Raw genomic sequence first — 23,312 nt, forward strand, 5'->3', positions numbered from 1 at the left:
GAGCACACCACGGAATGCGGTATCGGGGCCCTTTTTGAAGGCTAAGAATTCCATATGTCTGAGCAACAGAACACTCCGGCTGAAAACGGCGGCTACGGCGCCGATTCGATCAAGATGCTCAAGGGCCTGGAGGCGGTGCGCAAGCGCCCCGGCATGTACATCGGCGACACGTCCGATGGCACCGGCCTGCATCACATGGTGTTCGAGGTCGTCGACAACGCCATCGACGAAGCCCTGGCCGGATATTGCGACGACATCGTCGTCACCATCCATACCGACAACTCCATCTCGGTCACCGACAACGGCCGCGGCATCCCCACCGACGTCCACAAGGACGACGAGTTCGGCCGCAGCGCCGCCGAAATCGTGATGACCGAACTGCACGCCGGCGGCAAGTTCGACCAGAACTCGTACAAGGTGTCCGGCGGCCTGCACGGCGTGGGCGTGTCCTGCGTGAACGCCCTGTCCGAGTGGCTGCGCCTGACCATCCGCCGCAACGGCGAAGTGCACCAGATGGAGTTCCGCCGCGGCGAGCGCGTGGCGCCCCTGGGCGTCACGGGCAAGACCGACCTGCGCGGCACCGAAGTCCGCTTCCTGGCCGACGCCGTCATCTTCACCAACGTCGAATACCACTACGAGATCCTCTCCAAGCGCCTGCGCGAGCTCTCGTTCCTGAACAACGGCGTCAAGATCCGCCTGGTCGACCAGCGCCAGGGCAAGGAAGAGAACTTCGCGTTCTCGGGTGGCGTGAAGGGCTTCGTCGAGTACATCAACCGCAGCAAGACCGTGCTGCACCCCAACGTGTTCGCGGTCACCGCCGAATCGGCGGCGGGTGGCGTGCACGTCGGCGTCGAAGTCGCCATGCAGTGGAACGACAGCTACGGCGAAAGCGTGCTGTGCTTCACCAACAACATCCCGCAGCGCGACGGCGGCTCGCACCTGACCGGCCTGCGCGCGGCGATGACGCGCGTGCTGAACAAGTACATCACCGACAACGACCTGGCCAAGAAGGCCAAGGTCGAGACCTCCGGCGACGACATGCGCGAAGGCCTGGCCTGCGTGTTGTCCGTGAAAGTGCCCGAGCCCAAGTTCAGCAGTCAGACCAAGGACAAGCTGGTCTCCAGCGAAGTGCGTCCGGCGGTCGAAGATGCCGTGGCCCGCTCGCTGGAAACCTGGCTGCTCGAACATCCCAACGACGCCAAGGCCCTGTGCGCCAAGATCGTCGAGGCCGCCCGCGCCCGCGAGGCCGCGCGCAAGGCGCGCGAGATGACGCGCCGCAAGAGCGTGCTGGAAGGCGCCGGCCTGCCCGGCAAGCTGGCGGATTGCCAAGAGAAAGACCCCGCGCTGTGCGAGCTGTACATCGTCGAGGGTGACTCGGCAGGCGGCTCGGCCAAGCAAGGCCGCGACCGCAAGTTCCAGGCCATCCTGCCGCTGCGCGGCAAGGTGCTGAACGTCGAGAAGGCACGTTTCGACCGCCTGATCGCCAGCGAACAGATCGCCACGCTGATCACCGCGCTGGGTACCAGCATCGGCCCCGACTTCAACGTCGACAAGCTGCGCTACCACCGCCTGATCATCATGACCGACGCGGACGTCGACGGCGCGCACATCCGTACGCTGCTGCTGACGCTGCTGTACCGCCAGATGCCCGAACTGGTGTCGCGCGGCTACGTCTACATCGCCCAGCCGCCGCTGTACAAGGTCAAGGTCGGCCGCGACGAGCGTTATCTGAAGGATGACGTCGAGGAAGCGCAGTACATGCTGCAGCTGGCGCTGAAGGATGCCGCGCTGTTGCCGGGCGATGGCGCGGACCCGATTTCAGGCGAAGCGCTGGCTGAGCTGGCTCGCCAGTACGTGCTGGCCGATGCGGTGATCAGCCGCCTGTCGCGCGTGTTCGACGTGGCGGCGCTGTCGGCGCTGGCCGAGGGGGTCGAGATCAATCTGGACAACGCCGAGCGTACGCAGGAATCGGCCCAGGCACTGACGCGTGCGTTGGCGGGCAGCGAGTTCGGCGCAGGTGTCGAGATCGAGGCGCAGTTCGATGAAGCCACCGAGAAGCATCGTCTGGTCGTGAAGCGCATGCACCACGGCAACGTGCGGGTCAGCGTGATCGATGGCGATTTCGTCGGTGGGTCGGATTATGCGGTGCTGGCCAAGTCGGCCAAGACGTTCCTGGGGTTGATCCGTGGCGGCGCGATCGTTGTGCGCGGCGAGGGCGAGAAGCGCAAGGAACAGCCGGTGTCGGATTTCCGCGAAGCCATGCAGTGGCTGCGTAGTGAAGCGGAGCGTGGAATCAGCAAGCAGCGGTATAAGGGTCTGGGGGAGATGAATCCCGAGCAGTTGTGGGAGACGACGATGGATCCGAAGGTGCGTCGTTTGCTGCGTGTGCAGATCGAGGATGCGATTGCTGCGGATGAGGTGTTTACTACGCTGATGGGGGATGATGTTGAGCCCCGGCGTGCGTTTATTGAAGCGCATGCGTTGTCGGCGGGGAATATTGATGCGTAGTCATTTTGATTGTTGATTGATGAGGGGCTCTCAAAAAATGGGAGCCTTTTTTTGGTCAGGAATCTATTTTTTATTATCATCACAATGACTCTGAAGAAAAAAATCGAAGATAATGCAGTTGTCCTCTTCTGCGGAGCCATCATTGCAGGTTTCGCGGCTGGTTGGGCGGCGTCTGAAATTATTCGAGTACAGATTAAGGCGGAAATGATTTCTGAGCTGAGCAGCAAGGAAAAATCAGCGTCAGAGCGACTTTATAGCGCAAATTCAGAAATTGAATCGCTTAAAAGGAAAGTGAGTCTCGCTGAGGCCGACCGTGAGCGATTTAAGTCGGATTTCGACAAGTCGAATTCCGACCTTAATGAATATAAAAGAGTTCTTGAGCAGTGGAGGAAATCGAATGGCGATTTGCAGGAAACAGTGAAATCGTATGCCTCGAATTGCAACGTTTTGCTGATGGCAAAGGATATTGAGAAGAAAAAAGAGCGGACCGAGAGTTTGCTCGAGTCTGCATATTCTTGGGATTCTGAAAAGCCCAAGATTTCTGACTACAAGCGCCAAGTGGCTGAGTATCAAGCACGTTTACTCGCCTTGAACGACAAGTTGGTATGTCAGGGAGACATGTAAATTTGGCTCGCTGACGCGTTTAGTGCGAGAACGGGCTTGCGTGGATCAAGCGTGGCGAGTGTTGCTATTGCGGTTCTTCGATATAAAAAAGCTTTATCGTTGCGCAAGCGGTGTTTTTCTTCCACAATCTCCGCATGATTCGCGGAGATTACCTCTACATCTGGAAGTCCCCAGACTGGCCGCAATGGCGCTATGACGCGGCTCGCTTGGCCGCGCCCCTGGCGGCTGTCGCGCATGCACAGGGGCTGCTCGCAGGCCGGCTGGTCGACGTAGGCATGGCCTTGCAAGACCAAGCCAGCCTGGACGCCCTCACGCAGGACGTACTCAAAACCAGCGAAATCGAGGGAGAACGGCTGGACGTCGGTTCAGTGCGTTCTTCCGTCGCCCGCCGCCTGGGCCTGGACATCGGAGCCCTTGCTCCCGTGGACCGCCACGTGGAAGGCGTCGTGGACATGGTGCTGGACGCCACGGCACGCTACGACGCCCCGGTGACGGCTTCCAGGTTGCAAGGCTGGCACGCTGCGCTGTTCCCTACCGGCTTCAGTGGGATGTCCAAGATACGTGTCGGCGATTGGCGTGACGATGCCTTGGGCCCCATGCAGGTCGTCTCCGGGCCAATGGGCCGCCAGCGCGTGCATTTCGAAGCGCCCCCTGCGCAGTGGCTGGGCGATGAGATGGCCCGGTTCCTCGATTGGCTGGAAAACGACACCAGCGATCCTCCATTACTGAAAGCCGGTTTGGGCCATCTATGGTTCGTCACGCTGCATCCCTTCGATGACGGCAATGGCCGTATCGCTCGCGCCGTCGGCGATCTGCTGTTGGCGCGCGCCGAGAAAAGCCCGCAACGTTTCTACAGCCTGTCGGCGCAAATCCAGCGCGAACGGAAAGATTATTACGACATTCTGGAGCGCACTCAAAAAGGCGATCTGGATATCACTGAATGGCTGAGCTGGTTTCTGGCTACGCTACATCGCGCTGTGCAGCACGCACATATTCAAGTCGACGAGGTACTGGCTCGAGCGCAGTTCTGGCGCCGCTGGGCGGGCGCAGCATTCAACGCGCGGCAGCACAAAGTGCTGACGCGGCTGCTGGACGGTTCTGAAGGAAAGCTGACCAGCAGTAAATGGGCAGCATTGACCAAATGCTCGCCCGATACCGCCTTGCGGGATTTGACCGAACTGGTGGCATTGGGAGTGCTGCGCCGCTCAGAGGCCGGCGGTCGCAGCACCTCATACGAATTGGCCGATTGATCGGCCCGTGTGCATTCAGGCGTTTATCAACGTTTCTGCTGCTTCGCCCAAGCCTCATACCGCGCCTTGTTCTCCTCATTCGGCGGATACAGCCCCGGCAACGCATGCCCCTCGGCAACCTGCTGCATGATCCAGCCCTCCTGCCTCTCCTGCTCCAAGGCAGCTTCAACCACATCATCCAGCAACGCCGACGGAATCAGCACTGCCCCATCGTTATCCGCGACGATAATGTCATCCGGATAGACGGCCACGCCGCCGCACCCGATGGGCTCCTGCCAACCCACGAACGTCAGGCTGGCGACCGACGGCGGCGCCGCGGCACCCGCGCACCACACGGGCAGATCCGTATCCATCACTCCATCCATATCCCGCACGGCGCCATCGGTAACCAGGCCCAGCACCTCGCGCTTGGCCATGCGCGCGCACAGGATATCCCCGAGAATGCCGGCATCTGTCAGGCCCATGGCGTCGACCACGACGATGCAGCCCGGCGGAATATTCTCGATGGCGGAGCGGGTGGAAATCAGCGAACTCCATGAAGCCGGCGTGGCCAGGTCTTCACGGGCAGGCACGAAACGCAGCGTAAAGGCACGGCCCACGATGCGGGATTGGCCAGAACGGATGGGCTTGGCGCCGCGCATCCATACATTGCGCAGGCCCTTCTTGAGCAGCACGGTGGTCAAGGTGGCGGTGGTTACACCTGACAGCGCGCGCACGATGTCTTCGTCCAACTCAATGGGGTCCATGCCCATGGGAAAGCTCCTGATTCGTTGATGACGGAATACTGCGGTTGATTCTTTTGGAAAGACGCTATCACACTAGCGCTACGGCAAATACCACAACTCCAAACGCCTGGCGGAATTTGCAGTGTTTTGCAGATAGGCCAGACAGGCCGAGACGCGGGACGTTCGACCGTGAAATAGGATTGGAGTTTCTCGATCCGATATATATCGGAAAACCCCGGCACACCATACGCCGATAGCCAACGACATACTGAGAAGAAAACAAGCCTGAAAAGCAAAGTGCCCGGACGGCATCGTCATCCGGGCACTCGGTATCGGGCAACGTGATTCACCCGACAGGCATCATCCCATCATTTCGCCGCCAGCCCCAGCTTCTCGATCATTGCCTTGTCCTTCACGAAGGTCTGGCTGGCCCAGGCCTTGAAATCCTCGCCGGTGCTGTACGCCGCGTCCTGGTTCAGCTGGCGCATGATCTCCACGCTTTCAGGATCGAGCAGCGCCTGCTTGAACGCATCGTGCAGGATCTTCACGATCTTCGGGTCCATGCCCTTGGGCCCCGCCAATCCGTAAGGCGACGTCGACACCACGCCATAGCCCAGCTCCTTGGCCGTGGGCACATCCGGCCAGCGCTCGGTGCGCTTCTCGCCGAAGGTGACCAGCAAACGCATCTGCCCGCCGTCCACGAACTTGTCCCAGCCTGCCGCATCGCTCTGCGCCATGATGTGCCCGCCCAGCAAGGCTTGTTGCAGTTCGGCGCTGCCCTTGAACGGAATGTGCTCCAGCCGCACCTTGGCGTTGATGGCGACTTCTTCCATGAACAGGTGCGGCGACGAGCCCGTGCCGGTGGAGCCGTAGTTGACGCTGCCCGGCTTGTCGCGCGCGGCCTGGATGTACTGGTCGAAGGTCTTGAAGGGCGAATCGCTGCGCACGGTCAGGCCGAAGGTGTAGCCCGACAGGCCCATGATGAAGGTGAAGTCGTCGATGGGATGCCACTTCACTTTCTGCATGTGCGGCATGCGCAGCAGGCCCAGCGGATACTGCGAGATGGTGTAGCCGTCGGGCTTGGCCGTCATGGCCATGCTGCTGGGGCCGAGCGTGCCGCCGGCGCCAGGACGGTTCTCGACAATGACGGGTTGGCCCAGGTGCTTGCCAGCGATGTGCGCCAGCGCGCGCAGGTGGCGGTCGGTGGAGCCGCCCGCGGGCCAGGGCACGATCAGGGTGATGGGTTTGCTGGGGTAGGTGTCGGCGGCGTGTGCGGCAGGCAGGGCAGCGCCTAGCGCCACGCCAGCCATCGCAAGCAGGCAGGCGCGCCGGGTGAACGGCTGGGTCATGGTTGTCTCCTTCGGTCTTCTCGTTGGTTTGTGCTGTCGCTTCTCGGGCGATCGATACGGCTTGCTTGCCGCGGCGCTGCCAGCGCACTGGCGATACGTCACGGCGGTACTCGGCACTGCATGCGGCAACCGTGGCGATGGCACGCCGGGTTGCCTTCCCTCCTTTTTCACGCAGGCATGGCGCGCATCGCCGTGCGCGTGCCATCGCCCTGCACTACTCAAGCATCGCGAAACCGGATATCCAGCGGCAGGCGTTGCAGGCCCTGGCGCAGCGATTCGTACGATGCTGGATTGATAGCGCCCTGTGATGTCACGGATACGACCGAGGCCGATTCCGCCCATATCTTCAACGGCGGCACGCCGGTTTCTCCAGCGGCCAGCCACAGGCGTTGCGCTTCTGCCATCACCGCCGCTTCGGCCGCCAGCCTGCGCAGTTCCGGCTTGTAGATCTTGCCCACGTTGGTGGTCGGCAGGGTGGGCAGGATGGTGATGCGCTTGGGCCGCGCGGGCGCCTCTTCGACGTGGCTCGCGGCGTAGGCCAGCAGTTCGGTCTCGCTGACCTCGACGCCCTCGGCCAGCACGGCATACGCCACGGGCAGCTCGCCGGCATAGGCATCGGGAGCGCCCACGGCCGCGCACAGGCGTACGGCGGGATGTCCGCCCAGCGCATCCTCGATGGCCTTGGGATCGATGTTGTGGCCGCTGCGGATGATCAGGTCCTTGGCGCGGCCCTTCAGGTGCAGGCGGCCTTCTTCGTCGACCAGGCCGATGTCGCCGGTTATGAGCCAGCCGTCCTTGGTGAAGGCATCGGCGGTGTCGGCGGCATCGAGATAACCGGGAAAGACGTTGGGCGAGCGGAACAGCACCATGCCGACTTCGCCCACGGGCAGGTCGCGGCCATTGCCGTCCAGGCTGTCCAGCGCGACGATGCGCATGCGGGCATACGGCAAGGGAAAGCCGACGCAACCCACCGGGCCGATGACGCCGGGCGGCGTGATGCTGGAGATGCCGGCCATCTCGGTCATGCCCAGGCTTTCATGCACATGCAGGCCGAACTGCCGTTCGAATCGCGCGGCCAGCTCGGGCGGCAGCAGCGCGGCGCCGGTGCGGCAATAACGCAGCGACGAGATGTTGGCGCCATCCAACGGCACTTCCGCCAGGGCCGCCAGCACGGTGGGCACGCCTTGCAGCGACGTGGCGCGATGGTGTTCGACCAGGCGCCAGTAGTTGCGGATGATGTCGCGGTTGCGCATCAGTGCGGTGGTCGGGATGACGATCTCGACGCCTGCCGACAGCGCGGCCAACGAGGATGGCAGCACGCCCGCCACGTGAAAGAGCGGGTAGCCGTTGATGACGACGTCGTTCGGCCCCGCGCCTTGCAGCTGCATGCCGGCCCATGCGGTGAAAACCTGGTTGGCATGCGTGTGGATGGCGAGTTTGGGCGCGCCGGTGGTGCCGCCGGTGTGGAAGTACGAGGCGATGTCAGTGGGCTGGGGAACACGGCCGCTGAGCAGACGATCGTGGGGCTGCGATGCCAACGCCGCATCGAAGTCCAACATGCGAACCGTGTGGCGGGATGAGTCGGCCTCGGGGGACGGGTGGGACGTTGCCCCGGTCAGGTTCGACTCATCGACCGGCCTGACCCGCAACACCACCCGCAACGTCGGCACCACCTTCGCCAAGCGCAACGCCTTCGACCAGATCTCCGATTCCTTGTCGCTGCCGTACGCGATCATCGCCACGGCGCCCGTCGCATTCAACAGGGCCGCGAGCTTGTCTTCGTTCAGCATGGGATTGAGCGGCTGCACGATGCCCGCCGCCTCGCCCCCCCACAACGCCAGGTGATATTCCAGGCACCCCGGCAGCATGATCGCCACGCTGTCGCGCGCACCCACTCCCAACGCATGCAGGGCATTCGCGGTGCGATGGATGCCTTGCAGCAACTCGACATAGCTCAACGACGAAGACGCGGCGCCGGGCTCGGCGGTATGCAGGAACGTCAGCGCCCGCTTGTCTCCAAAGGCCGCGGCGCCGTTGCGGAAGATCTCGTACGTGCTGCTCGCGGTAACGGCCTGATCGAGCGCAAGGGATTCCAGGCGGCGCACGTCCGCCAGGCTGCGCACCGGCGGACCCGCGCGAAAGGCCCGCTGGGCGGCGGTGGCGTCATCGGGCCAGGCTGCGGCATTCATGATGCGGACTCCTATCCCCGGCCCAGCGCGATGTAGCGCGAAAGCTGTTCGTCTTCGTCGCCCAACTGATGATCGATCATCACCAGCCGCTTGGCGTAATGGGCCAGGGGCAATTCCCACGTCATGCCGATGCCGCCATGCAGCTGGATGGTTTCTTCCGCCACCAGCGCGCCCACGCGGCCGATCGTGTACTTGGCCGCGGCCAATGCGCGCTCGCGCGCCAGCCGGTCATCCTCGTCATCCACGGCCGCCGCCGCGTTGATGACGGCGGAGCGGGCCTGCTCGATCTCGATGACCAGTTCGGTCATGCGATGCTGCAAGGCCTGGAACTGGCCGATGACGGCGCCGAACTGGCGGCGCGTGCGCAGGTAGTCCAATGTGCTGTCGCGGATGACGTCCATGATGCCGACGGCTTCGGCGCACAGGGCCAGCACGCCGCGTCCCAACGCCCGCTCCAGCAGCATGGCGCCTTCGCCTTCGCGGCCCAGCACGGACGAGGCCGGCACGCGGACCTCATGCAGCGTCAGTTCGGCCACCCGGCCGCCGTCCACCGAGCCGCAATCCCGCAGCGTCAGCCCCGCGGCATCGCGCGGCACCAGGAACAGCTGGATGTGGTCCTTGCCCGCATCGGCATGGTTTGCCGAGATGACGAAGTGCCCCGCCGTGTTCGCGCACGGCACCATGGCCTTGCCGCCATCCAGCACCCATTCCTGGCCCTCGGCATGCGCGCGCGTGGCCACGTGGTCCGGTGCATGACCGCCCGTCTCTTCGTGCGCCAGCAAGACGATCTCTTCACCCGCGATCATGCGGCCCAGCATGCCGAGGTGCGCATCGCCCGCCTCGGCCAACACGCCGCCCGCCATCAAGGTGCCGAGGAAAGGCTCGGCCACCAGGCCCTTGCCCAAGGCTTCGAACACGACGGTGATGTCGAACGCCGCGCCGCCCAGTCCGCCGGCGGCTTCGTCGAACAAGGCCGCGATGGCCCCTTGTTCGGCGAAGCGCTTCCATAACTGCGGATCATGTCCTGTCTCGGAATACGCGATGCGCATGCGCGCCGCCGCATCGTGCTGCTCGCCGATGAAGCGGCCCAGCATGTCCGCCAGCATGCGGCGGTCTTCGGTGTGCTGCAGGTCCATGTGTCCGCCTATAGTCCCAGGATCATTTTCGAGATGATGTTGCGCTGGATCTCGTTGGAGCCCCCGAAGATCGACAGCTTGCGCAGGTTGAAGTAGCGCGCGGCCGAGCCTTCGGTGCCCTCCGGTCCGAGGCCCAATGCATCGCCCGCTTCGAGCATGCGCGGATCGTGCGCGCGGCCATGCGGGCCGGCGGCGCGGCGCATCAGCGACGAGATCTCCTGACGGATCTGCGTGCCGCGTATCTTCAGCATCGAGCTTTCGGCGCCCGGCGCGCCGTGTTCGGAGGCCGCGATCACGCGCAGGTTGGTGGTGCGCATGTTGTCCAGGTCGATCTCGACGCGGGCCAGGCGTGCGGCGTACAGCGGGTCTTCGGTCAGGGGGCGGCCGTTGCGCACGGCCTTCGAGGCGGCCGCTTTCAACTCGGCCAGCGCCGCATACGACAGGCCCACGCCCGCGATGTTGGTGCGCTCGTAGGTCAGCAGGTACTTGGCGCAGGTCCAGCCGCGGTTCTCTTCGCCCACCAGGTTTTCCACCGGCACGCGCACGTCCGAGAAGAAGACCTCGTTGACCTCGTGATCGCCATCCAGCGTGCGGATGGGACGCAACTCGATGCCGGGCGTGTTCATGTCGATCAGCAGGAAGCTGATGCCTTCCTGGGGCCGGCCATCGCTTGCGGTGCGCACCAGGCAGAAGATCATGTTGGCGTGCTGGCCCAGCGTGGTCCAGGTCTTCTGGCCATTGACGATGTATTCGTTGCCTTGGCGCACGGCGCGCGTCTGCAGCGAGGCCAGGTCCGAACCCGCGCCGGGCTCGGAATAGCCCTGGCACCACCAGTCCGAGCCATCCAGGATGCGCGGCAGCCAATGGCGTTTCTGGGCTTCGTTGCCGTACTTGATCAGCACCGGCCCCAGCATGCTGACGCCGAAGGGCACGATGCGCGGCGCGCCGGCCAGCGCGCACTCATGGTCGAACAGGTATTTCTGCGCGGCGCTCCAGCCGGTGCCGCCGTACTGCTCGGGCCAGTGGCTGGCCAACCAGCCGCGTGCGTGCAGCTCGGCGTGCCAGCCTTCCATCTCGGCCTTGCTCAGGTGTTTGCCGGCGCGCACCTTGGCAGCCAGTTCGGGCGTCAGGCGCTGGCGTAGGAAATCGCGCACGTCGTCGCGAAAGGCCAGTTCTTCAGGGCTGAAGTTCAGGTCCATGAATACGTTCCAGGAAAAGGAAGAGGGCGTTGCGGCAGTACCGCGCCGACAGATCACGCAGGGACCGCGCAGGAGCACGCATCGCAAGTCGGGCTGGGGATGGGCCGCGCGCAACGGTGCGCCGGCCATGCGGACTTGGGGTCGTCGGCAAGGACTGGTCTCCTGATGGACCGGTCGCCGCGGCGCCGGTGCTCGTCATGTCTGAGGGCACTGCTTCATGGCTGTGATCGATCCGGAACCGCCAGGGAAGCAGGCAACACAGATTCTTTGCCAGCAAGCCTTCCTTGACAATCCCCCATTCGATTGACAATCTGTACAGAAAATTTTGACATTGGCAGCCACGCTGCAGCACAGCAACGCCATGGACCTGAAGTCGCTGACCCTGCTGGTCGAGATTCTCGATGCCGGCAACCTGAGTGAAGCCGCCCGCCGATTGAAGATGACGCGGGCCAACGTCAGCTATCACCTGAGCCAGCTGGAGCGCTCGGTCGGCATGCAGTTGGTGCGCCGCACCACTCGCCGGGTCGAGCCCACCGAACTCGGCCTGAAGCTGTATCGGCATGGCCGCAGCATCCAGGACGAGCTGTCGGCCGCGCGCGAATCGGTGCAGACATTGGGCAATACGCTGCAGGGCCGTGTGCGCCTGAGCGTGCCCAGCGGCTACGGGCATTTCGTGATGGCGCCCTGGCTGATGACGTTCAAGCGCCGCTATCCTGGCATCCTGCTGGACGTGCTGTTCAACAACAGCGTGGACGATCTGGTGCGCGACGAGGTGGACATCGCCGTGCGCATCATGTCCGAGCCGCCGCCCATGCTGGTGGCGCGCGAGCTGGGCACGATCCGCTACTACGCCTGCGTGTCGCGCGAGTACGCTGCCACGCAGGAGCTACCCACGCATCCGGATGGCCTGCGCGAGGCGCCGATGCTGTATGCGGCCGTGATCGGCCGCCCGACGCGCCTGTCGGCCTATGACGCCGATGGCCGGCGCAACCAGGTCACGCTGGAGGCGCCCGCGCTGGGCTCGCGCGATTACCCGTTCCTGCGCCAGGCGGTGCGGGAGGGGCTGGGCATCGGCCTGTTGCCGGATTACGTGATCGACGACGATCTGGCTCGCGGCGACATGGTCCGGGTGCTGTCGGATTGGCACCTGAGCATCTACGGCCGCAGCATGTTCATGCTGTACATGCCCAACCGCCATCACCCGCGCGCCATCGCCACGATGATCGAGTATCTGCAGGAGTGCGCGCGCGATGTCCGAGGCATGGGCATGAATGGCAGGCCCGACACATAGACCCGGCGTATAGTGCCGCTGAACCCGCAACAAGGAGATTTGCCCATGGATTCCACCTCGATCTGCGAGATGACCGCGTTGCAGATGCGCGCCGAGATCGCCGCGGGCCATCTGAGCGCACGCGAGGTCGTGCAAGCCCACCTGGCCCGCATCGAGCAATGGAATCCGAAGGTCAACGCCATCGTCACGCTGGACGCCGAAGGCGCGCTGAAACAGGCTGCGCAGGCCGATGAGGCACAGGCCGCGGGCAAGCCGCTGGGCCTCTTGCATGGCCTGCCCGTGGCGCACAAGGACAGTTTCCTGACCGCCGGCATGCGCACCACGTATGGGTCGCCGGTGTTCCGCGATTTCGTGCCCACGCGCGACAGCCTGCCGGTCGCGCGCCAGCGCGCCGCCGGCGCCATCACGCTGGGCAAGACCAACCTGCCGGAGTTCGGCGCGGGTTCGCACACGTTCAACACGGTGTTCGGCGCCACGCGCAATCCGTATGACCGCAACCGCACTTCGGGCGGCAGCAGCGGGGGCGCGGCCGCGGCGCTGGCCACGCGCATGCTGCCCCTGGCGGACGGCACGGACATGGGCGGTTCGCTGCGCAATCCCGCGGGCTTCTGCAACGTGGTGGGGCTGCGTCCGTCGCCTGGCCGCGTGCCCAACGTGCCGACGGCCGCGCCGTACAGCACACTGACGGTGGCCGGCCCCATGGCGCGCACCGTGGGCGACGTGGCGCTGATGCTGGCCGCCCTGGCCGGCCCGGACGCGCGCGATCCGCTGGCCATCGACCAGGATCCGCGCCGCTTTCTCGAACCGCTGGAACGCGGCTTCCGTGGCGTGCGCGTGGCCGTCACGATGGACTGGGACGGCCTGCCGGTCGAGCCCGCGGTGGTGCAGGCCCTGCAGGCGCAGGTCGAGGTATTCAGGAAGCTGGGCTGCGTGGTGGAAGAGGCATGCCCGGATTTCGGCGACGCGGACGGCGCCTTCCAGGCCCTGCGCGCGCAGCAGTTCGCCATCGGCCAGGGCGATACGGTGCGCCAATACCCCGACAAGGTGAAGCAGACGGTGATCTGGAACACCGAGCTGGGCTGGACGCAGCCGGCGGAACGCCTGGTGCATGCCGAGCGCGAGCGCGCCGCGCTGTTCGAGCGCATGCACGCCTTCATGCAGGACTACGACTTCATCATCGGTCCGGTCAGCCAGGTCGTGCCGTTCAAGGTGGACGAAGAGTATCCGCTGGCCATCGACAACATGCCGATGCTGAACTACATCGACTGGATGCGTTCGGCGTACTACGTGTCGCTGACCGGCCATCCCGCCATCTCGGTGCCCGCCGGCTTCACGGCCACGGGTCTGCCGGTGGGCCTGCAGATCGTGGGCCGCTATCGCGACGAGTGGAGCGTGCTGCAGATGGCGCATGCCTTCGAGCAGGCCACGCAGTTCTGGAAGCAGGCGCCGACGCTCTGACCGCGTCCGCTTCCGTGCGGTTTACAGCTGTTCGAAGCGCCCGTAGCGCTTCTCGCTGAAGTCGCGCTGGGTCTCCAGGTCGGTCACCACGGCCGCGGGCGGGCCGCGGCGCAGCCATTCCAGCATGTGGTCGACCTGATCGGGCGAGCCCTGCACCAGGGCTTCGACCGTGCCGTCTTCCAGGTTCTGCACCCAGCCGGTCACGCCCAGCATGTGGGCGCGGCGCACGGTGGCGTGGCGATAGCCGACGCCCTGGACCTTGCCCCGGATGGAGACGAGTACGGTTTCGAGGGGGGCTTGTTGCATGAGTCTGTCCTTATCCTGCGAGCGGCGGCGGCATGGCCGCCATGGGCCGATTATAGGGAGCGGCCCGTGATGCGGAAGGGGCCGGGCGTATACTGGGCACCGCCTGCGCGCAGGGGCGCGGCATGCCGTCACCATCATTCGAATTCACGGCCATCACGATCCCAATAACATGAGCCAGAATCTCTCCAAGATCACCACCGTAGAAGACCTGCGGATCATCGCCAAGCGCCGCGTGCCGCGCATGTTCTACGACTACGCGGACTCCGGCGCCTGGACCGAAGGCACCTATCGGGCCAACGAGGAAGACTTTCAGAAAATCAAGCTGCGCCAGCGCGTGGCGGTCGACATGGAAGGCCGTTCGCTGGCCACCACCATGGTCGGCCAGAACGCCGTCATGCCCGTGGCATTGGCCCCGACCGGCCTGACCGGCATGCAGCACGCCAATGGCGAGATGCTGGCCGCCAAGGCGGCCGCGGATTTCGGCGTGCCGTTCACGCTGTCCACGATGAGCATCTGCTCGATCGAGGACGTGGCCCAGCACACGCAGAAGCCCTTCTGGTTCCAGCTATACGTGATGCGCGACCGCGAGTTCATCGAGAACCTGATCGACCGCGCCAAGGCCGCCCATTGCTCTGCGCTGGTGCTGACGCTGGACCTGCAGATCCTGGGCCAGCGCCACAAGGACATCAAGAACGGCCTGTCCGCGCCGCCCAAGCCCACGCTGGCCAATCTGATCAACCTGGCCACCAAGCCGCGTTGGTGCCTGAACATGCTGGGCACGCCGCGCCGCAGTTTCGGCAACATCGTGGGCCATGCCAAGAGCGTCACCGACCTGTCGTCGCTGTCGGCATGGACCGCCGAGCAGTTCGACCCGCGCCTGAGCTGGGCCGACGTCGAATGGATCAAGAAGCGTTGGGGCGGCAAGCTCATTCTCAAGGGCATCCTGGATGCCGAGGATGCGCGGCTGGCGGCCGACAGCGGCGCCGACGCGCTGATCGTCAGCAATCACGGCGGCCGTCAGCTCGACGGCGCGCTGTCGTCCATCAGCATGCTGCCTGCCATCGTCGAGGCCGCGGGCTCGAACATCGAGGTCTGGATGGACGGCGGCATTCGTTCCGGCCAGGACGTGCTGAAGGCCGTGGCGCTGGGCGCGCGCGGCACGATGATCGGCCGCGCCTTCCTGTATGGCCTGGGCGCCTACGGTCAGGACGGTGTCCGTCGCGTGCTCGAGATCCTGTACAAGGAGATGGACGTGACGATGGCGCTGTGCGGCCGCAAGAACATCGCGCAAGTTGATCGCAGCATTCTGGTGCCGGGTACGTATCCGGAATAAGCGGCGCATGGCGCTGTTTCATGAAAGAAGCGCGGACAGGCGGGCAGCCTGCCGCGCTTGCGGGCTCGCTACATCGATATCCGATCCGCGATGTACTGCCGCAGCCACGCATGCCCCGCGTCGTCCTGGTACCGCTCGTGCCAGTACAGCGACACCGCGATGTTCGGCAGTCCCAGCGGCACCTTCAGCGTCACCGTCTTCGTCGCCGTGGACATGGTCCTGGCGATGCTTTCCGGCATGGTCGCAATCAGGTCCGACTGTGCAATGACGAACGGACAGACCAGATAGCTCGATAGCGTGGCCACGATGTGGCGGCTGCGGTTCTGCCCGAGCAGCACGCGGTCCACCGCGTTGCTGAAAAAGCGCGTGTGCGCGGCCAGATCCAGGTGGCCGTACTTCAGGTAGGCATCCAGGTTCCAGCGCTTGCGCAGGCACGGGTGTCCTTCGCGCACGACGCACACGGCGGGCTCGTCGTACAGGAAGCGCGTGCGCAGGTCGGGCGACGGTTCGGGAAAGTACCCCGCGATCAATTCCACATGGTTCGTGTCCAGCATGCTCAGGCCGTGCTGCGGGCGGGCCGGCACGATGCGCAGCTGGAAATGCGGCGCGTCGCGCGCCAGGTCGGGCAACAGGCGCGGCAGCAGCGTGAACTGCACGTAGTCGGTGGCGTACAGCGACAGCGAACGCGACGAGTGCGCGGGATCGAAGGCGTCCAGTTCGCGCGTGGCGCGGCGCCATTCTTCCAGCAAGGGGCGGAAGCGCCGGTGCAGTTCGTTGGCCTGCTCGGTCGGCTGCCAGCCGCCCTCGCGCACCAGCAATGGGTCGTTGAACAGGCGGCGCAGGCGGTTGAGGGCCGCGCTCATGGCGGGCTGGCTGACGCCCAGTTGCTCCGCGGCGCGGGTCAGGCTGCGGCAGCTCATCAGCGCCTCGAAATGCAGCAGCAGGTTCAGGTCTGGGTGTTTCATCGCCGGCCTCCATAAATGCCGTTGATGTGACTATAAACAAGAAGTGCTGCTGTCACCTCTTGCGCGGGCCTAGTATGGCCACGTTGTTGCAGTGAACACATGCCGGCGATACGACCGGCGACCAAGAAGTTCTAACGACACAAGGGGTAGTACATGAATGCAGGACGTTTCGTCACGGCATGCCGGATGGCGGCCGCGGTTGTCGCGCTGACCGCGGCGGCGCCTTCCCTGGCCGCATGGCCGCAAGACAAGGTGGTGCGCATCGTCGTGCCGTTCGCCGCGGGCGGGTCGACCGACCTGATCGCGCGCAAGGTGGCCGAGGGCCTGGGCAAGAAGCTCAGCGCCAACGTCATCGTGGAGAACCGGCCGGGCGCCGGCGGCACGGTGGGCACCGAGTACGTGGCGCGCCAGCCGGCCGATGGCTACACCATCCTGATGGGTTCGGTCAGCACGCACGGCAGCGCCGCCTGTGTGTATTCGAAGCTGCCCTATGACCCGATCAAGGATTTCACGCCGCTGGCGGTCGTGGCCACCATTCCCAACGTGCTGGTGGTGAACAAGTCGGTGCCCGCCGACAACCTGCAGCAGTTCGTGGCGCTGTTGAAGAAAGATCCCGAAAAGTATTCGTTCGCCTCGAACGGCCAGGGGACGTCGAATCACCTGGCGGCCGAGCTGTTCAAGACCACGGCTGGCGTGTCGATGGTGCACGTACCCTACCGCGGATCGGGTCCGGCGCTGATCGATCTGGTCGGTGGCCAGGTCAACATGATGATGGACGTGGTGATGACGTCCTATCCCTATGTGAAGGACGGCAAGATCAAGGCACTGGCGGTCACTTCGACGCAGCGTTCGAAGATGCTGCCCGACGTGCCGACGGTGGCCGAGTCCGGCTATCCGGGCTACGAGGCGATGGTCTGGTTCGGCATGCTGGCCCCGGCCAAGCTGCCCGAGGACGTGCGCAAGCCGCTGACCGATGCGCTGGTGTCGGTGCTGCATGGTCCCGAGATGAAGCCTTACCTGGAGGCGCAGGGCGCCGAGGTGTCCGACGTGGCGGGCGCGACCTTTACCGACATGATCAAGACCGAAGTGTCCAAGTGGTGCGACGTGGTCAAGAGAGCCGGCATCAAGCTGGACTAGGGGCCGGCTTGAGCCGAATCTTTGCACGCGTGATCGGGCAGGGCGCGCGGGCCGCCAAGACAACATAGGAAGACAGGCATGTATCGCATAGGCATAGACGTCGGGGGCACGTTCACCGACTTCACGATGATCGACGAGGGAACCGGGCAGGTGCACTTCCACAAAGTGCCCTCGACCCCGCACGACCCCTCCGAGGCCATCCAGAACGGCATCGCAGGCATGCTGGCCGACCACGAGGTCTCGCCCAGCCAGGTCTCGCATGTGGGCCACGGCACCACCGTGGCGACCAACCTGATTATCGAGCGCAAGGGCGCGCGCGTGGGGCTGCTGACCACGCGTGGTTTCCGCGACGTGCTCGAGATCGGCCGCCAGACGCGCCCGCATCTGTACGACTACAGCGTCGGCAAGCCGCCCGTGGCCGTGCCGCGCCAGTTCCGCATCGAGATCGACGAGCGTGTCGATGCCTCGGGCGCGGTGCTGCGCGAGCTGGACGAAGCACAGGTGCGCGCCGCCGCCCGCGTCTTTGCCGAAGGCGAGATCGAAGCCGTGACGATCTGCTTCCTGCACTCCTATCGCAATCCCGCGCACGAACGGCGCGCCGCCGAGATCGTGGCCGAGGAGCTGCCGGGCGTGTACGTCAGCATCTCCAGCGAGGTGCTGCCCGAGTTCCGCGAGTACGAGCGCCTGTCCACCACGGTGCTGAATGCCGCGGTGGGCCCGCGCATGGAGCGCTACCTGGAACGCTTCCTGGCGCGCACCCGTGAGTTGGACATCGCGCACGAGCCGCACACCATCCACTCGAACGGCGGCCTGATGTCGATCGCCACGGTGCGCCGCTATCCGGTGCGCACCTGCCTGTCGGGCCCCGCGGCCGGCGTGGTGGGCGCGGCCGCGGTGGGCCGCGTGATCGGCAGCCCCAACCTGGTGACGTTCGACGTGGGCGGCACCAGCACGGACGTGTCGCTGGTGGTGGACGGCCAGCCGCTGTTCACCTCGCATCGCCACGTGGCCGGCTATCCGGTGAAGACGCCGATGGTCGACATCCACGTCATCGGCGCGGGTGGTGGCAGCATCGCCTGGATGGATGATGCCGGCGCGTTGAAGGTGGGCCCGCACAGCGCGGGCGCGGTGCCCGGTCCGGTGGGCTACGGCCGTGGCGGCGTCGAGCCGACCATCACCGACGCCGAGATCGCGCTGCAACGCCTGAATCCCGTGTCGCTGCTGAAGGGCCGCATGGCGGTGCACGCGGAGGCCGCGCGCAAGGTGATCCAGGAGAAAGTGGCCCAGCCGCTGGGCCTGTCGATGGAAGACGCGGCCGAAGGCATCCTGCGCATCGCCGCGGCCAACATGAGCCGCGCCATTCGCGCCGTGTCCACCGAGCGCGGCTATGCCCTGAGCGATTTCGCGCTGTACGCCTACGGCGGCGCAGGTCCCTTGCACGCGGTGGAAGTGGCCGAGGAGTGCGGCATCCCTTGCGTGATCGTGCCGCAGGAGCCGGGCACGATGTGCGCGCGCGGCATCCTGCTGTCCGACATCTCGTTCGACTTCGTGCGCAGCGAGATCTCGCTGGCGTCCGACGCCAGCTGGCCCAAGGTGCAGGCGGTGTTCGGCGAGCTGAACCAGCAGGCGCAGGCCTGGCTGGAGACCGAGCGCGTGGCGCCCGCCATGCGTCAGGTGCGCATGGCCATCGATGCGCGCTACGAAGGCCAGAACTTCGAGGTGCAGGTCGTGATGGACAGCACCGAACAGGGCTGCGACGAGTTCATGCGCCGCTTCGGCGAGGCGCACGAGCGCGAGTACGGCTACACGGTGGATGACCGCGGCGTGCAGATCATCAACTGCCGCCTGCAGGCGGTGGGCCAGGTGATCAAGGCCCCCCTGGCGCCGCGCCATGTGGACGGCAGCCTGGAACGCGCCCGCATGGGCGAGCGCCGCTCTTATTTCGGCGCCACCGCCGGCTGGCTGGAGTCGCCGGTGTACGACCGCGACCTGCTGCCCGCGGGCACGACGTTCACCGGCCCGGCGCTGGTGGAGGAAATGAGCTCGACCACGGTGATCGGCCCCGGCCAGCACGTCACCGTCGACGCATACGGCAACCTGATCATTCTGCTGCAAGGAGGCCAGCATGGCTGAGTCCACGTTGGAAGCCCCGGTCCTGGCGGACCCCATCGGCATGGAGGTGTTCTGCAACCGCCTGCTGTCGATCACCGAAGACATGAACAACACCCTGGTGCGGGCCTCGTTCTCGACCAACATCAAGGAACGCAAGGACTGCTCGGTGGCGCTGTTCGACGCCGCCGGCCGCCTGGTGGCGCAAGGCACGCAGATCCCGCTGCACCTGGGTTCGCTGGACGGCGCGATGCGCGCCATCCTGAAGACCTACAAGCCCGAAGACATCCGCGACGGCGACATCTACATCTGCAACGATCCCTATCTGGCCGACGGCAGCCACCTGCCCGACATCAATATCGTCACGCCGGTGTTCTGGGAAGGCACGCTGCGTTTCTTCGCGGCCAACATCGCGCACCACTCGGACGTGGGCGGTTCGGTGCCGGGCTCGATCGCCGGCGGCCTGAAGTCGATCTTCGAGGAAGGCATCCGCATCCCCGCCTGCCGCATCGGGCGCAATGGCGAAGTGGACGAGGACATGCTGCGCCTGATCTGCTCGAACACACGCGATCCGGAAGAGCGCGTGCTGGACCTGCGCGTGCAGATGGCCACCAACCGCCGCGGCGCGGCCGCGGTGCAAGGCCTGATCCGCCAGATGGGCCTGCAGGCCGTGCTGCGTTCGGTGGACGACGTGATCACGTACACGCGCCGCCGCCTGCAGAATCGCATCGCCGAATTGCAGGAAGGCAGCTATTCGTTCCGCAGCGATCTGGACGACGACGGCATGGGCGGCGATCCGGTGCCGATCCAGGTGACGTTGACCGTGTCCGCGGGCAAACTGCATTTCGATTTCGACGGCACGGGCAAGCAGGCGCGCGGCGCCATGAACCTGCCCTTCAATGCCCTGCGCGCCTGCGTGTACTACGCGGTGAAGGCGCTGCTGGATCCGGACCTGGCGCCCAACGCCGGCCTGTTCGATCCGATCTCGGTGTCGGCGCCGCTGGGCACCATCACCAATCCCGAGGCGCCCGCCGCCGTGGGTGCGCGCTCGATCACCGCGCAGAAAGTGGCCGGCACGATCTTCGGCGCCTTCCGCGGCCTGCTGCCGCCGGAACGCATCATGGCCTCGGGCAACGACTGCTGCCCGGCCATCACGTTCTCGGGCCGCTGGCCCAGCCGCGCGGGCCAGTTCGTGTACCTGGAAACCCTGGGCGGCGGCGCCGGCGCGCGCTACGACACGGACGGCATGGATGGCGTACACGTGCACATGACCAACACGTCCAACCTGCCGGTCGAGGCGCTGGAGAATGAATACCCGCTGCTGATGGACGAGTACGCGCTGATCGCCGATTCGGGCGGCCCCGGCCGCACGCGCGGCGGCCTGGCGATCGCCAAGCAGATCCGCGCGGTGGGTCCTGGCGTGGTGTTCTCGGCGCGTTCGGACAGCCACGTGGTGGGCGTGGCCAGCGGCGTGGCGGGTGGCGGCGATGGCCGGCGCGCGCGGCTGGTGCGCAACTTCGGCACCCCGCAGGAAGAAGTGCTGTTCTCCAAGACCGCCAACATCCCGTTGGGACCCGGCGAGAGCGTGCGTATCGAGACGCCTGGCGGCGGCGGCTACGGCAGCCCGGCCGAGCGTTCGCGCGCCAAACTGGAGCGCGACATGCTGGACGGCAAGGTCAGCGCGCAGCACGCGGCGGCGGCCTACGCGCAATAAGCCGGCGCCACGCGCTGCGGCGCGGGCTTATTCGGGCAAATCCACCTTCAGCGACATCGAGTACTTCATCTTGGTGTGCGGAAAGGTGGTGATCGTGACCAGCATGGGGATGCTGTGCTCGCCGAAGTAGCGGCGGGTGATGACCAGTCCCGCCGTCTTGGGCGCGACCTTCAGCAATCCGGCCACTTCCTTGCCGATGGGCGTGGCCGAGAACTCCTGTGCGACCTCGCGGATGCGCTGGCTGTAGCGGGTTTCGATCAGGCCGGACAGCGGCAGGTGCACGCGGCCGATGTCGGCCTCGATGGCGGCGTAGTCGGGGTGGATGTAGGCCTCGGAGAACGCCACGGGAGCGGCCTTGTTGCCCAGCAGCTTGATGGCGCGCACGTACAGCCACTCGTGGCGCAGCGTGCAGCCCAGCGCGGTGGCCTGGCGCGCGTTGGCCTTGATCATGCGCGCATCGTGCACGCGCAGCGATGCGTTCTTGATGTACTGGAACAGCTCGGAGAACTGCGAGATGCGCTGGGTGTGGCGGGTGTCCGATTTGGCGGCCTCGACGCGCGTGCCCACGCCGGGCCGGCGCGACACCATGCCGGCTTCGGTCAGCAGGCGGACGGCCTCGCGCACGGTATGGCGGCTGGCGTCGTACTGCACGCACAGTTCGTGCTCGGTGGGCAGCAGGGTCATCACCGGGTAGCGGCCGGCGCGGATACCGCGAGCCAGGTCTTCGTAGATGGCCTTGTAACGCGGCGCGCGGCTGTCCTCTGCCGGCGTGCCGGCGCCGAGCATCGTGCCTGCCTCATGGGCGGGTACGGCGGCCTCGGACGGCGCGGATCGGATCATGGGGTTTTCCTGGAAATCGGGCGGGAAGTAAGGGACATCACTATGTTGACGACTTTACCTCGAAAGCCGGATTATTTGTCCGGACATTCATGTCCGGACAATTGTACGGCCAATAAAGATCGGGGGTTCATCATGGGTAAGGTTGTTGCAGTGCTTGCCGCCGCCACGCTGGCGGCCCTGTCGGCTACGGCGGCGCATGCCCAGCAGAAGCTGGTGGTGGCGGGCTACGGCGGTTCGTTCGAAGACATCATGCGCCAGGAGATCTTCCCGGCCTTCGGCAAGCAGCATGGCGTCGAACTGGAATACGTGGCGGGCAACTCCACCAACACGGTGGCGCGCCTGCAGGCCCAGAAGAGCAACCAGCAGGTCGACGTGGCCATCATCGATGACGGCCCCATGTACCAGGCCATCGCGCTGGGCTTTTGCGCGCCCATCCAGGGCCTGCCCAAGGACGATCTGTACAAGACCGCGCTGTACAAGGACGACAAGGCCGTGGCGCTGGGCATCGTCGCCACCGGCATCATGTACAACAAGAAGGTCTTCGAAGAGAAGAAATGGGCGCCGCCCACGTCGTGGGACGACCTGAAGGATCCCAAGTACAAGCAACTGCTGGTCATTCCGCCGCTGAACAACACCTATGGCCTGCATGCGCTGGTGCAGTACGCCCGGGAGGGCGGCGGCAGCGAGAAGAACGTCGACGCCGGCTTCAAGACCTTCAAGGACAAGGTCGGCCCCAACGTGCTGGTGTACGAGCCCTCGCCCGGCAAGATGACCGAGCTGTTCTCCAGCGGCCAGGCCGTGATCGGCGTGTGGGGCAGCGGCCGCGCCAAGGCTTTCGCCGACACCGGTTTTCCCGTGGGCTTCGTGTATCCGCGTGAAGGCGCCTATGCGCTGCTGTCGTCGGTGTGCCCCATCGCCAAGGACAAGCCGAATCCCGCCGCGCAGGCCTTCATCAACTACCTGATGACCCCCGAGGTGCAGACCAAACTGGGCAGCAGCTACGGCTACGGTCCAGTCAACAAGAAGGCGCAAGCCAAGGACAACCCCAATGTGCCGATGCCGATCGGCGAGCGCGCGGCCAAGCTCATCGTCCTGGATTGGGACACGGTCAACCAGAACCGCGACGACTGGAACAAGCGCTGGACGCGCGAGATCGAGCGTTAAGCACTTCTTGCCGGC

18 protein-coding genes are annotated in these 23,312 nt (G+C 65.3%); 10 read left to right on the top strand and 8 right to left on the bottom strand.

What is annotated here, in order from left to right; all coding sequences use genetic code 11:
- The first annotated feature begins 54 nt into the window (after nucleotides 1–54).
- From gyrB to A7W11_RS01695, 3 genes are all read left to right on the top strand, one after another.
- Complete coding sequence (gene gyrB / locus A7W11_RS01690) at nucleotides 55–2,508, top strand: DNA topoisomerase (ATP-hydrolyzing) subunit B (RefSeq protein WP_066406874.1); 2,454 nt, start codon at nucleotides 55–57, stop codon at nucleotides 2,506–2,508.
- A gap of 84 nt (nucleotides 2,509–2,592) precedes the next feature.
- Nucleotides 2,593–3,132 carry a hypothetical protein gene (locus A7W11_RS27840; protein ID WP_156522964.1) on the top strand — a complete coding sequence of 180 codons (540 nt, stop codon included), beginning with the start codon at nucleotides 2,593–2,595 and terminating at the stop codon, nucleotides 3,130–3,132.
- A gap of 134 nt (nucleotides 3,133–3,266) precedes the next feature.
- Nucleotides 3,267–4,382 (top strand): Fic family protein, encoded by a 1,116-nt coding sequence (locus A7W11_RS01695; RefSeq protein WP_066407360.1) that lies wholly within the window; start codon nucleotides 3,267–3,269, stop codon nucleotides 4,380–4,382.
- 26 nt (nucleotides 4,383–4,408) lie between these two features.
- Here the strand turns inward: A7W11_RS01695 and A7W11_RS01700 are convergent, their stop codons facing one another.
- The 5 genes from A7W11_RS01700 to A7W11_RS01720 all read right to left on the bottom strand — a co-directional run bounded on the left by A7W11_RS01700 (nucleotide 4,409) and on the right by A7W11_RS01720 (nucleotide 10,980).
- Complete coding sequence (locus A7W11_RS01700) at nucleotides 4,409–5,134, bottom strand: ribonuclease activity regulator RraA (protein ID WP_066406876.1); 726 nt, start codon at nucleotides 5,132–5,134, stop codon at nucleotides 4,409–4,411.
- 341 nt (nucleotides 5,135–5,475) lie between these two features.
- Complete coding sequence (locus A7W11_RS01705; protein ID WP_066406884.1) at nucleotides 5,476–6,456, bottom strand: tripartite tricarboxylate transporter substrate binding protein; 981 nt, start codon at nucleotides 6,454–6,456, stop codon at nucleotides 5,476–5,478.
- 218 nt (nucleotides 6,457–6,674) lie between these two features.
- Nucleotides 6,675–8,645 (bottom strand): acyl-CoA synthetase, encoded by a 1,971-nt coding sequence (locus A7W11_RS01710; RefSeq protein WP_082887030.1) that lies wholly within the window; start codon nucleotides 8,643–8,645, stop codon nucleotides 6,675–6,677.
- Between the two features lie 11 nt (nucleotides 8,646–8,656).
- A complete protein-coding gene (locus A7W11_RS01715) occupies nucleotides 8,657–9,781 on the bottom strand; it encodes an acyl-CoA dehydrogenase family protein (protein WP_066406887.1) in 1,125 nt (374 codons plus the stop codon).
- An 8-nt stretch (nucleotides 9,782–9,789) separates the two neighbouring features.
- Nucleotides 9,790–10,980 carry an acyl-CoA dehydrogenase family protein gene (locus A7W11_RS01720; protein ID WP_066406889.1) on the bottom strand — a complete coding sequence of 397 codons (1,191 nt, stop codon included), beginning with the start codon at nucleotides 10,978–10,980 and terminating at the stop codon, nucleotides 9,790–9,792.
- Nucleotides 10,981–11,341: 361 nt separating this feature from the next.
- Here A7W11_RS01720 and A7W11_RS01725 point away from each other — a divergent pair, with 361 nt between their 5' ends.
- Together A7W11_RS01725 and A7W11_RS01730 are read left to right on the top strand one after the other, a co-directional pair.
- The gene (locus A7W11_RS01725) at nucleotides 11,342–12,271 is read left to right on the top strand and encodes a LysR family transcriptional regulator (RefSeq protein ID WP_066407362.1); all 930 of its coding nucleotides are present in this window, start codon (nucleotides 11,342–11,344) and stop codon (nucleotides 12,269–12,271) included.
- A 45-nt stretch (nucleotides 12,272–12,316) separates the two neighbouring features.
- Nucleotides 12,317–13,729 (top strand): amidase, encoded by a 1,413-nt coding sequence (locus A7W11_RS01730; RefSeq protein WP_066406890.1) that lies wholly within the window; start codon nucleotides 12,317–12,319, stop codon nucleotides 13,727–13,729.
- A 21-nt stretch (nucleotides 13,730–13,750) separates the two neighbouring features.
- Here the strand turns inward: A7W11_RS01730 and A7W11_RS01735 are convergent, their stop codons facing one another.
- Nucleotides 13,751–14,035 carry an acylphosphatase gene (locus tag A7W11_RS01735; protein WP_066406894.1) on the bottom strand — a complete coding sequence of 95 codons (285 nt, stop codon included), beginning with the start codon at nucleotides 14,033–14,035 and terminating at the stop codon, nucleotides 13,751–13,753.
- A gap of 169 nt (nucleotides 14,036–14,204) precedes the next feature.
- On the opposite strand from A7W11_RS01735, the gene A7W11_RS01740 reads away from it, so the two are divergent.
- Nucleotides 14,205–15,368 carry an alpha-hydroxy acid oxidase gene (locus tag A7W11_RS01740; RefSeq protein ID WP_066406896.1) on the top strand — a complete coding sequence of 388 codons (1,164 nt, stop codon included), beginning with the start codon at nucleotides 14,205–14,207 and terminating at the stop codon, nucleotides 15,366–15,368.
- Between the two features lie 68 nt (nucleotides 15,369–15,436).
- Here A7W11_RS01740 and A7W11_RS01745 read toward each other — a convergent pair whose 3' ends face one another.
- Complete coding sequence (locus tag A7W11_RS01745) at nucleotides 15,437–16,333, bottom strand: LysR family transcriptional regulator (RefSeq protein WP_173678802.1); 897 nt, start codon at nucleotides 16,331–16,333, stop codon at nucleotides 15,437–15,439.
- 153 nt (nucleotides 16,334–16,486) lie between these two features.
- Here A7W11_RS01745 and A7W11_RS01750 point away from each other — a divergent pair, with 153 nt between their 5' ends.
- From A7W11_RS01750 to A7W11_RS01760, 3 genes are all read left to right on the top strand, one after another.
- Nucleotides 16,487–17,470, top strand: coding sequence for a Bug family tripartite tricarboxylate transporter substrate binding protein (locus A7W11_RS01750; RefSeq protein ID WP_066406897.1), 984 nt, complete (start codon nucleotides 16,487–16,489; stop codon nucleotides 17,468–17,470).
- Between the two features lie 78 nt (nucleotides 17,471–17,548).
- On the top strand, nucleotides 17,549–19,603 hold the full coding sequence (locus tag A7W11_RS01755; RefSeq protein ID WP_066406898.1) for a hydantoinase/oxoprolinase family protein: 2,055 nt from the start codon (nucleotides 17,549–17,551) through the stop codon (nucleotides 19,601–19,603).
- On the top strand, nucleotides 19,596–21,293 hold the full coding sequence (locus A7W11_RS01760) for a hydantoinase B/oxoprolinase family protein (RefSeq protein WP_066406899.1): 1,698 nt from the start codon (nucleotides 19,596–19,598) through the stop codon (nucleotides 21,291–21,293). Before A7W11_RS01755 ends, A7W11_RS01760 begins: the two co-directional genes overlap by 8 nt.
- A gap of 27 nt (nucleotides 21,294–21,320) precedes the next feature.
- Here A7W11_RS01760 and A7W11_RS01765 read toward each other — a convergent pair whose 3' ends face one another.
- Nucleotides 21,321–22,133 carry a GntR family transcriptional regulator gene (locus A7W11_RS01765; protein ID WP_066406904.1) on the bottom strand — a complete coding sequence of 271 codons (813 nt, stop codon included), beginning with the start codon at nucleotides 22,131–22,133 and terminating at the stop codon, nucleotides 21,321–21,323.
- A gap of 132 nt (nucleotides 22,134–22,265) precedes the next feature.
- On the opposite strand from A7W11_RS01765, the gene A7W11_RS01770 reads away from it, so the two are divergent.
- Nucleotides 22,266–23,297: an ABC transporter substrate-binding protein gene (locus tag A7W11_RS01770; protein WP_066406907.1), complete on the top strand. Its 1,032-nt coding sequence runs from the start codon at nucleotides 22,266–22,268 to the stop codon at nucleotides 23,295–23,297.
- Nucleotides 23,298–23,312: the final 15 nt, after the last annotated feature.

This window comes from Bordetella ansorpii, from assembly GCF_900078315.1.
Classification (GTDB): Bacteria; Pseudomonadota; Gammaproteobacteria; order Burkholderiales; family Burkholderiaceae_B; genus Bordetella; species Bordetella ansorpii.

Coding starts and splice junctions, on each gene's coding strand:
- A7W11_RS01755 (WP_066406898.1), top strand. CDS start 17,549: ATGTATCGCATAGGCATAGACGTCGGGGGCACGTTCACCGACTTCACG.
- A7W11_RS01720 (WP_066406889.1), bottom strand. CDS start 10,980: ATGGACCTGAACTTCAGCCCTGAAGAACTGGCCTTTCGCGACGACGTG.
- A7W11_RS01695 (WP_066407360.1), top strand. CDS start 3,267: ATGATTCGCGGAGATTACCTCTACATCTGGAAGTCCCCAGACTGGCCG.
- A7W11_RS01770 (WP_066406907.1), top strand. CDS start 22,266: ATGGGTAAGGTTGTTGCAGTGCTTGCCGCCGCCACGCTGGCGGCCCTG.
- A7W11_RS01725 (WP_066407362.1), top strand. CDS start 11,342: ATGGACCTGAAGTCGCTGACCCTGCTGGTCGAGATTCTCGATGCCGGC.
- A7W11_RS01735 (WP_066406894.1), bottom strand. CDS start 14,035: ATGCAACAAGCCCCCCTCGAAACCGTACTCGTCTCCATCCGGGGCAAG.
- A7W11_RS01760 (WP_066406899.1), top strand. CDS start 19,596: ATGGCTGAGTCCACGTTGGAAGCCCCGGTCCTGGCGGACCCCATCGGC.
- gyrB (WP_066406874.1), top strand. CDS start 55: ATGTCTGAGCAACAGAACACTCCGGCTGAAAACGGCGGCTACGGCGCC.
- A7W11_RS01745 (WP_173678802.1), bottom strand. CDS start 16,333: ATGAAACACCCAGACCTGAACCTGCTGCTGCATTTCGAGGCGCTGATG.
- A7W11_RS01705 (WP_066406884.1), bottom strand. CDS start 6,456: ATGACCCAGCCGTTCACCCGGCGCGCCTGCCTGCTTGCGATGGCTGGC.
- A7W11_RS01765 (WP_066406904.1), bottom strand. CDS start 22,133: ATGATCCGATCCGCGCCGTCCGAGGCCGCCGTACCCGCCCATGAGGCA.
- A7W11_RS01730 (WP_066406890.1), top strand. CDS start 12,317: ATGGATTCCACCTCGATCTGCGAGATGACCGCGTTGCAGATGCGCGCC.
- A7W11_RS01740 (WP_066406896.1), top strand. CDS start 14,205: ATGAGCCAGAATCTCTCCAAGATCACCACCGTAGAAGACCTGCGGATC.
- A7W11_RS27840 (WP_156522964.1), top strand. CDS start 2,593: ATGACTCTGAAGAAAAAAATCGAAGATAATGCAGTTGTCCTCTTCTGC.
- A7W11_RS01710 (WP_082887030.1), bottom strand. CDS start 8,645: ATGAATGCCGCAGCCTGGCCCGATGACGCCACCGCCGCCCAGCGGGCC.
- A7W11_RS01715 (WP_066406887.1), bottom strand. CDS start 9,781: ATGGACCTGCAGCACACCGAAGACCGCCGCATGCTGGCGGACATGCTG.
- A7W11_RS01700 (WP_066406876.1), bottom strand. CDS start 5,134: ATGGGCATGGACCCCATTGAGTTGGACGAAGACATCGTGCGCGCGCTG.
- A7W11_RS01750 (WP_066406897.1), top strand. CDS start 16,487: ATGAATGCAGGACGTTTCGTCACGGCATGCCGGATGGCGGCCGCGGTT.